General features: G+C 70.2%; 8 protein-coding genes. 2 read left to right on the forward strand and 6 right to left on the reverse strand.

The window, feature by feature from the left end; all coding sequences use genetic code 11:
- Positions 1-154: 154 nt before the first annotated feature.
- Together VT50_RS16940 and VT50_RS16945 are read right to left on the reverse strand one after the other, a co-directional pair.
- On the reverse strand, positions 155-2,665 hold the full coding sequence (locus tag VT50_RS16940; protein WP_476714170.1) for an MFS transporter: 2,511 nt from the start codon (positions 2,663-2,665) through the stop codon (positions 155-157).
- Between the two features lie 128 nt (positions 2,666-2,793).
- Complete coding sequence (locus VT50_RS16945) at positions 2,794-3,282, reverse strand: MarR family winged helix-turn-helix transcriptional regulator (RefSeq protein ID WP_046085206.1); 489 nt, start codon at positions 3,280-3,282, stop codon at positions 2,794-2,796.
- A 211-nt stretch (positions 3,283-3,493) separates the two neighbouring features.
- Here VT50_RS16945 and VT50_RS16950 point away from each other — a divergent pair, with 211 nt between their 5' ends.
- Positions 3,494-3,694: a hypothetical protein gene (locus VT50_RS16950; protein ID WP_046085205.1), complete on the forward strand. Its 201-nt coding sequence runs from the start codon at positions 3,494-3,496 to the stop codon at positions 3,692-3,694.
- Between the two features lie 127 nt (positions 3,695-3,821).
- Here VT50_RS16950 and VT50_RS16955 read toward each other — a convergent pair whose 3' ends face one another.
- The 4 genes from VT50_RS16955 to VT50_RS39625 form a co-directional block, all read right to left on the reverse strand.
- Positions 3,822-4,643, reverse strand: a complete 822-nt coding sequence (locus VT50_RS16955; protein ID WP_046085204.1) for a hypothetical protein — start codon at positions 4,641-4,643, stop codon at positions 3,822-3,824.
- 66 nt (positions 4,644-4,709) lie between these two features.
- Positions 4,710-5,540 carry an RNA polymerase sigma factor SigF gene (locus VT50_RS16960; protein ID WP_046085203.1) on the reverse strand — a complete coding sequence of 277 codons (831 nt, stop codon included), beginning with the start codon at positions 5,538-5,540 and terminating at the stop codon, positions 4,710-4,712.
- Between the two features lie 188 nt (positions 5,541-5,728).
- On the reverse strand, positions 5,729-6,562 hold the full coding sequence (locus VT50_RS16965) for an RNA polymerase sigma factor SigF (RefSeq protein ID WP_046085202.1): 834 nt from the start codon (positions 6,560-6,562) through the stop codon (positions 5,729-5,731).
- 161 nt (positions 6,563-6,723) lie between these two features.
- A complete protein-coding gene (locus VT50_RS39625) occupies positions 6,724-6,888 on the reverse strand; it encodes a hypothetical protein (RefSeq protein ID WP_165556256.1) in 165 nt (54 codons plus the stop codon).
- A gap of 232 nt (positions 6,889-7,120) precedes the next feature.
- Here VT50_RS39625 and VT50_RS16970 point away from each other — a divergent pair, with 232 nt between their 5' ends.
- Positions 7,121-8,146: a 6-phosphofructokinase gene (locus VT50_RS16970; RefSeq protein WP_046085255.1), complete on the forward strand. Its 1,026-nt coding sequence runs from the start codon at positions 7,121-7,123 to the stop codon at positions 8,144-8,146.
- The last annotated feature ends 269 nt before the right edge of the window (positions 8,147-8,415 follow it).

Consider the following 8,415-nt stretch of genomic DNA (forward strand, 5'->3'; position numbering starts at 1 on the left):
CTGTGCGCCGGATCCGGGCGGCGGTGTCAGGCCGTCCCCTGCCTTCACTACACCGCCGCCGGGATCCGGGTTCCGGGTCCGGTCGAGAAATCCGCCGCCCGGACCGGGCCCGGGGCGCGACTCCGCTCTCGCACGCCCCGGGCCCGGGGTTCCGTCACTCGCCCGGGTGGGCGAGCTCCACGTCGTGGCCGTCCACGCCGGGTCCGGAGACCGTCAGCGCCCCCGCGACCGGCGGGTAGCCGCTCGCGATGACCGTGTAGTCGCCCGCGTCCAGGTCGGTGAAGGCGTACGCGCCGTCCTCACCGGTGGTGGCGGTGGCGACCACGTTCCCGGCCGAGTTCACGAGGGTGACCCGCGCGTCGGGCAGCGGCCGCCGGTCGCCACCGGCCCGGACTGTGCCCTGCACCCGGGCCCCGGCCTGCAGCGCTATCTCCACCCGGGTCAGCCCCTGGGCCCCCACGTCGACGGGCAGGGCCGCGGGCCGGTAGCCCGGTGCGTTCACCGCGACCGTGAAGGTCCCGGAGACCAGCTCCTCGAAGCCGAAGTCGCCCTGCTCACCGGTCTTCCCGGAGGCCAGCACCTCACCGCGGACATCGGTGACCACGACCATCGCCGCGTCCACCGGCCGGCCGTCGGCGGCACCGCGCACGGTGCCCACCAGACCGCTGGTGGCCGCCAGGACGATGTCGAAGCCGAGCGGCTCGTCCCCGACCACGACCGTGGACGCCTGCGGCTGGTGGCCGTCGGCCGCCGCGATCAGTACGTACGAGCCGGAGCCCGGCGCGTCCAGGGCGTACGAGCCGTCGGGGTGCGCCACCGAACGGCCCAGCTGCCGCCCGGCGAGTGAGATCAGCGTCACCGCGGCGCGGGCGACGGGGCCGCCCTCCGCGTTCCGCACGAAGCCGTGCACACCCTGCCGGGGCTGGCGGTCCGCGCCGTCGCCCCCGGCGGCGCCGAAGGCCGCGAGGCGCTGCGGGGCGGTGGCCGCCTGCGGGGCGGTGGCCGCGAGGGCACCGTCGGCGTCCGGCTCGTGCACCTCGGCGGCAGGGGCCCCCACGAGCGCCGGCTCGAGGTCGGCGACCTGCCCGGTGGCGGCCGTGGCCGCCAGCGCGTCGGCCGGGGCCGCGTCGGCGTCCGGCGCGTCCGAAGCGGCCTGCTGGGAACCGGAGTTGGTCTTCAGCGCGACCTCCTTGATGAACAGGGTCAGCAGCAGAGCGAGGAACGCGGCCGGGGCGGCGAAGAGGAAGACGTCCGCGACACCGTGGCCGTAGGCGCTCTCCATGATCGTGCGCAGCGGCTCGGGCAGCGCCTTGACGTTGGGGATGGCACCGCCGCCGGTGCCGCCGTGGCCCAGCGCGGCGCCCTTGGGGCCGAGCTCTGTCAGGCCGTCCTTGACGTAGTGGGTGACGCGGTTGGCGAGCACCGCGCCGAGCGCCGAGACGCCCACCGCACCGCCCAGGGAGCGGAAGAAGGTGACGACGGCGCTGGCCGCGCCGAGGTCCTGCGGGGCCACCTGGTTCTGGGTGGCCAGCACCAGGTTCTGCATCATCATGCCGACGCCGAGGCCCATGAGCGCCATATAGATCGCCATGTGCCAGTACGGGGTGTCGTACCGGATGGTGCCCAGCAGTCCGAGACCCGCGGTCACCAGCACACCACCGATGACCAGCCAGGCCTTCCAGCGACCGGTCTTGGTGATGACCTGACCGGAAACGGTCGAGGAGACAAACAGGCCACCGATCATCGGGATGGTCATGACGCCGGACATCGTGGGCGTCTCACCGCGCGCCAGCTGGAAGTACTGGCTGAAGAAGACGGTGCCGGAGAACATCGCGATACCGACGAAGAGCGACGCCAGCGAGGCGAGGGTGATCGTCTTGTTGCGGAACAGCCGCAGCGGGATGATCGGCTCGCGCGCCTTGGACTCGATCAGCAGGAAGATCAGGCCGAGCGCGACCGAACCGCCGACCATCGCGTAGGTCTGCCATGAGATCCAGTCGTACTTGTCGCCCGCGAAGGTGACCCAGACCAACAGCAGCGAGACCGCGGCGCTGATGAAGAAGGCGCCGCCCCAGTCGACCTTGACGTCCCGCTTCACCACCGGGAGCTTCAGGGTCTTCTGCAGGACGATCAGCGCGATGACGGCGAACGGCACGCCGACGTAGAAGCACCAGCGCCAGCCCAGCCACTCGGTGTCGGTGATCACGCCGCCCAGCAGCGGACCGCCGACGGTCGCGACGGCGAAGGTCGCCCCGAGGTAGCCGCTGTAACGGCCGCGTTCACGCGGGGAGATCATCGCCGCCATGACGACCTGGGCGAGGGCGGACAGACCGCCGACGCCGATGCCCTGCACCACACGGCAGGCGATCAGCATGCCGGGGTTCTGCGACAGACCGGCCACCACGGAACCGGCGACGTAGATCAGCAGGGCGATCTGGACCAGCAGCTTCTTGCTGAACAGATCGGAGAGCTTGCCCCACAGCGGGGTGGCGGCGGTCATCGCCAGCAGGGTGGCGGTGACGACCCAGGTGTAGGCGGACTGGCCGCCGTGGAGATCGGAGATGATCTCGGGCAGTGCGTTGGAGACGATCGTCGACGACAGGATCGCGACGAACATCCCCAACAGCAGCCCGGAGAGCGCCTCCATGATCTGCCGGTGGGTCATCGGCGCCGAGGAGTCCGCGTCGTGGCCGTGCTGGCCTCCGTGGCCTCCTCCGCCGTGCTTGGCGTGGGCGGGGTGCCCCGCGGGTCCCCGCACACCGCCGTCCGGTGTGGTCGTTGCCATGAAGTTCCTTAACGTTGCGAAGGCGTACGGGTGATGCTGGTCTCCACCTGATGCGGCAGGGCCCGGGAACGGGTGTCCCCGAAGCTCGTCCACAGCCGGGCGAGAAGTTCGTTGAGGCGGTCGACGTCCTCGTCCGACCAGTCGCTCAGACAACTGGCGAGCGCGTTCGTGTAGCGCTCGGAGATCTGGCCGAGCAGTGCTCGACCGCTGGGGTTGATGCTCAGCAGCCGCGACCGCCGGTCGAGCGGGTCGGGCTTGCGGTCCACCCAGCCGCGGTTCGCGACATGTGCCACATGGCGGCTGGTCACCGACATATCGATGTCGAGCAGCTCGGCGAGCTTACTCATGCGCATCTCGCCGTAGCGGTCGAGGTGCATCAGGACGACGGCGGAGCCCGACGGGCAGTCGGTCGGCAGGACGCGTCCGAGCCCGCGCTTGATGGTGCCGATGGCGCTGAGCTGCCGGGCCAGCTCCTCATAGTGGCGCTGTGTGGCCACGGCACCCCCAGGGAGATTGATCGGAATTGTCAGTTGCTTGAGGCAACCATAGAAGAAGTTAGTTGCTGCAGGCAAGTGAAGGGGTGATCTGGGCGGTAAATTGCCGTTAAAGAGTCGTCCTGGAGTCGGTCAAGCGGGGCGGCTGAGGTGCGAGGGGCTGCTGAGACCCGGGGGTGTCCTGGAATCCGCTCGTTCGCTAGGGTCGGGGCTCATGGCGAACAACCCCCAGAGCCCCAACGGGAACCAGGACCCGTCCGGCTCCACCCAGATGTTCCGCGCCTTCGTCGACGAGGGCACTCGGCAGCCTCCGACGTCCACCGGATCGGGGGGCGGCTCGCGCGTCGGCCTGATCGTCGGTGTGATCGCGGCGGTCGTGATCGTCGCCGCGGTGGCCTGGCTGGCGCTGGGCTGAGCCCGCGAAGAGCTGACGCTCACCGCGGGAGCCTGAGCTCTCGCGGGGGCCGTGGGCTCCTGCGGGGGGTCTGAGCTCCCGCGCCCCTTACGGCTGCCGGACCGGCCTTACGGCTGTCCCGTCGGCCTTACGGCTTCCAGCTGACCGAGACGTCCCGTGTCTCGATATGCATGCCCAGCGGCACCCGCCAGCCGTCCACGCACACCGTCCAGGTCTTCTCCTTCTTCCGGCCCGCGCCGATCGGCGCGGGCAGCTCTTCCTTGGACTCCAGCGTGGCCCAGTCGATGCCGAGCACGTCGATCACATGCGTCGCGAACGTGATGGTGCCCGAAGCGACCGGCGCTCCTCCGGTGTTGTGGAAACCGACCTTCACCTTCTCGCACCAGCGCTCATCGGTCGCCGTGCGTTCCGGCTCGCCGACCTTGAGGGCGGCCGGCCGGGTGGGCGCGGGGGTGCCGGAGGGGTCCGGGGAACCCGGGCCCGGGCTGGCGGGCGGGGGCTCACCGGGCCCGTCGCCTTTGGGTCCGTCGCCGCCCTTGGGGCCGCCGTTCGTATGCCCCGGGGCGCCGGAGCCGTCCGATCCGCCTGAGCCGTCCGTACGCCCGTGGGCCTTCACGGATGCCGAGGGCGCCCGCGAGGCCGGTTCGTCCGCTCTGCCGTCCGCGGTGCTGGGCCCGGCCGCGCCCCGATCGCGCTTTCCGTCCGTACGGCCCTTACGGTCGCGATCGCTGTCCGTGCCGTCCCCGTCCAGGGGCACCAGGTCGACGTCGCCCTTGGGCGGCACCGCGTTCGCGGTCTGCGGGTCGTCGGGTCCGGCCGCCCCGGCGGCGACATAGCCGTCGCCGCCACCGCCGCAGCCGCTGAGGAGTGCCCCCAGGCACAGCGCGGCCGCCGAGGAGGCGATCGCCGTGCCTCGGCGGCCCGTTGTCCGGCTCCATGCGTATCGCATCGGGCCAGTGTGGCTGACGGCCCGTCAGGTGTACAGGGATCCGGCGGGGGACCGGCCGGTGGTGGCTCAGTCCGAGATCAGGCCCTCCCGCAGCTGGGCCAGGGTCCGGGTGAGCAGCCGGGAGACATGCATCTGGGAGATCCCGACCTCTTCGCCGATTTGCGACTGCGTCATATTGGCGAAGAAGCGCAGCATGATGATCTGGCGCTCGCGCGGCGGCAGTTTGGCCAGCAGGGGCTTGAGTGACTCGCGGTACTCCACGCCCTCCAGTGCGCTGTCCTCGTACCCCAGCCGGTCGGCGAGCGACCCCTCGCCGCCGTCGTCCTCGGGGGACGGGGAGTCCAGCGAGCTGGCCGTGTAGGCATTGCCCACCGCGAGCCCGTCGACCACGTCCTCCTCGGAGACGCCCAGCGCCGTGGCGAGCTCGGTGACGGTCGGGGAGCGGTCGAGCTTCTGTGACAGCTCGTCACTGGCCTTGGTGAGCGCCAGGCGCAGCTCCTGCAGCCGCCGCGGGACCCGCACCGACCAGCTGGTGTCGCGGAAGAAGCGCTTGATCTCGCCCACGACGGTCGGCATGGCGAACGTCGGGAACTCCACGCCCCGTTCGCAGTCGAAGCGGTCGATCGCCTTGATCAGGCCGATGGTGCCGACTTGGACGATGTCCTCCATCGGCTCGTTACGGCTGCGGAACCGGGCCGCCGCGTAGCGGACGAGCGGGAGGTTCAGCTCGATGAGGGTGTCACGGACGTAGCCGGCCTCGGCGCTGTCCTTGTCGAGTGTGGCGAGCCGCAGGAAGAGGGAGCGGGAGAGGGTGCGGGTGTCGATGGCGTCGCAGTCGTCAGGCATGTGCGGTGCGTCGTTGTTGAGCACCTTCGAGCTGCCCAGTTCTACGGACATGCCACCCCCTAGAGGTCGCGGACGGATCCCAGCTGCGCGGTTCGCGTCCGACGCAGCCTCCCCCTGAATACCGGAGGTCGGGCCGCGCCAAACGCGGTTCCTGCAGAATGTCACATGTCGGCAACACGCTGTAGCGCCATGTCGACATTACAGCCTTGAGGCCCCGGGGTGGGGGTCCTTCGCAAGGATCAGGACTCGATCCGGTTTGCGGATCTCAGCCGGGCGAAGCTCCGGGACAGCAGCCGGGACACATGCATCTGGGAGACGCCGAGCTCGGCACTGATCTGAGATTGCGTCAAGTTGCTGTAGTAACGGAGCAAAAGGATACGCTGTTCGCGCTCGGGCAGTTGTACGAGCAGATGGCGCACCAGATCGCGGTGTTCGACTCCGGCGAGCGCGGGGTCCTCGTAGCCGAGCCGGTCGACGAGGCCGGGCAGTCCGTCGCCCTCCTGGGCGGCCTCCAGGGAGGTGGCGTGGTACGAGCGGCCCGCCTCGATGCAGGCCAGCACCTCCTCCTCGCTGAGCTTGAGCCGTTCGGCGATCTCGGCCGTCGTCGGGGAGCGGCCGTGCAGCACGGTCAGGTCCTCGGTCGCGCCGTTGACCTGCACCCATAGCTCGTGCAGCCGGCGCGGGACATGGACGGTGCGGACGTTGTCGCGGAAGTAGCGCTTGATCTCGCCGACGACGGTCGGCATGGCGAAGGTCGGGAACTGCACCCCGCGGTCCGGGTCGAACCGGTCGATCGCGTTGATCAGGCCGATGGTGCCGACCTGGATCACGTCCTCCATGGGCTCGTTGCGGCTGCGGAAGCGGGCCGCGGCGTAGCGGACCAGTGGAAGGTTGGCCTCGATCAGCGCGGCGCGCACGCGGGCGTGCTCGGGGGTTCCGGGAGTGAGGTCCGAGAGCTCGGCGAAGAGCACCTGGGTGAGCGCTCTGGCGTCAGCCCCGCGGCTTCTGCCGCTGTCGCTGCCGCCATCGCCCTGGGGCGGGGTTCTGGGCGCGGTACGGGCCGACACGGTCACGCCACCCCTTCACGATGTACTCACCCGGCAAAAGCGGTCATAGCATCACAAGACATGTGCACTGTGTGCAAGCACCGCTTTACCACGTGTTGATGAAGAAATCGCCCAATATGGGACTGGGGGGAGCGAGGGTTCGAGGGTGGGGGCGGGAGGGGGCGAGGCTAGTTGGTCAATTCCGTCATGAACTCGCCGACGCTCTTGGCGGCGTCCGATATGCCCTCGAAACCGACCTGGACGAGGTCCGCTGCCCTGGCCGGCGTCTTGATGATCGTGTACAGCACGAAGACGATCAGCATATAGAGCGCGATTTTCTTCGCCTGGGCCATCTGTGCTGCCTCTCCCCGCTGTGCCCTTGTGCAGTTGCGAGAGTCTATCCACACCTCTGGCGCATCAGTCGTATCAGTCGGATGACCACATCGGTGTTGTGGGGACATCCCTACGCCGCTGTGGGCACCGCGCTACAAATGGGTGGATTCTGGAGGAAAGGGGGGTGGCCGGAGTGGGCGTCGGAAGGAGCGGCGGCGGCAGCGGTCCGCGCCGTTGGCGGAGGGAGCGGAGATGCGTGTCGGTGTGCTGACCGGCGGCGGTGACTGCCCCGGGCTCAACGCCGCGATCCGCGGCATCGTCCGGAAGGGCGTGGAGGTGCACGGCTTCGAGTTCGTCGGGGTGCGGGACGGCTGGCGCGGCGCGCTCGAAGGAGCCATCGTGCCGCTGGACGTCCCGGCCGTGCGCGGCATCCTGCCGCGCGGCGGCACCATCCTCGGCTCCTCCCGGACCAACCCCCTGGCCGGTGAGGGCGGGGTCGACCGGGTGCGGGAGACGCTCGCCGAGTACGAGGTGGACGCGCTCATCGCGATCGGCGGCGAGGACACGCTCGGGGTCGCGGCGGCGCTGGCCGCCGAGGGCATCCAGGTGGTCGGGGTGCCCAAGACGATCGACAACGATGTGGCGGGCACCGACTACACCTTCGGCTTCGACACCGCTGTCAACATCGCCACCGAGGCGATCGACCGGCTGCACACCACCGCCGAATCCCACACCCGCACCCTGGTGGTCGAGGTCATGGGGCGGCACTCCGGCTGGATCGCCCTGCACTCGGGCATCGCGGGCGGTGCCAACGTCATTCTCATCCCCGAGCAGCCCTTCGACATCGACCAGGTCTGCGCCTGGGTGGAGAACCGCTTCACGATCCGTTACGCGCCGATCGTGGTCGTGGCGGAGGGGGCCGTGCCGAAGGAGGGCCAGATGGTGGTCAAGGACTCCAGTCTGGACGAGTTCGGCCATGTCCGGCTGTCCGGTATCGGCGAGTGGCTGTCCCATGAGATCGCCGATCACACCGGCAAGGAGGCCCGCACCACGGTCCTGGGCCACATCCAGCGCGGTGGGACGCCCAGCGCCTTCGACCGCTGGCTGGCCACCCGCTTCGGGCTGCGCGCGATCGACGCGGTCAAGGACCGGGACTTCGGCACGATGGTGGCGCTGCGCGGCACGGACATCGTGCGGATGCCGCTCGCGGAGGCCGCGGTGGGCACCAAGGGCGTCGATCCCGCGCTGTACTCGGAATTCGGGGTGTTCTTCGGCTGAGCGCCCGTGGGGCCCGCGAGGGCGCGTGGGAGGGGGGCTGAGGGTTCCGGTGCGCGGGATGCGGGCTCAGCTCAGGGCTGTGGGCTCGGGACGCAGGGTGTTGGCTCAGGCTTTGGTGCGTGGGGGAGGGCGGGCTCAAGGGCCCGGCGCGCGGGAGAGCGGGCTGAGGGTATGGGATGCGGGCCCAGGGTCCAGGGCGTGGAGGCAGCACTTCAGGGCGTGGGGGGCAGGCTTCGGTGTGCGGGTGTGCGGGTGTGCGGGTGTGCGGG

The sequence above is a fragment of the Streptomyces antioxidans genome, assembly GCF_000968685.2.
Lineage (GTDB): Bacteria > Actinomycetota > Actinomycetes > Streptomycetales > Streptomycetaceae > Streptomyces > Streptomyces antioxidans.

Bases quoted from the DNA above. Each gene is read 5' to 3' on its own strand.
- VT50_RS16960 (WP_046085203.1), bottom strand. From the start codon at position 5,540: ATGTCCGTAGAACTGGGCAGCTCGAAGGTGCTCAACAACGACGCACCG.
- VT50_RS16950 (WP_046085205.1), top strand. From the start codon at position 3,494: ATGGCGAACAACCCCCAGAGCCCCAACGGGAACCAGGACCCGTCCGGC.
- VT50_RS39625 (WP_165556256.1), bottom strand. From the start codon at position 6,888: ATGGCCCAGGCGAAGAAAATCGCGCTCTATATGCTGATCGTCTTCGTG.
- VT50_RS16970 (WP_046085255.1), top strand. From the start codon at position 7,121: ATGCGTGTCGGTGTGCTGACCGGCGGCGGTGACTGCCCCGGGCTCAAC.
- VT50_RS16955 (WP_046085204.1), bottom strand. From the start codon at position 4,643: ATGCGATACGCATGGAGCCGGACAACGGGCCGCCGAGGCACGGCGATC.
- VT50_RS16940 (WP_476714170.1), bottom strand. From the start codon at position 2,665: ATGACCCACCGGCAGATCATGGAGGCGCTCTCCGGGCTGCTGTTGGGG.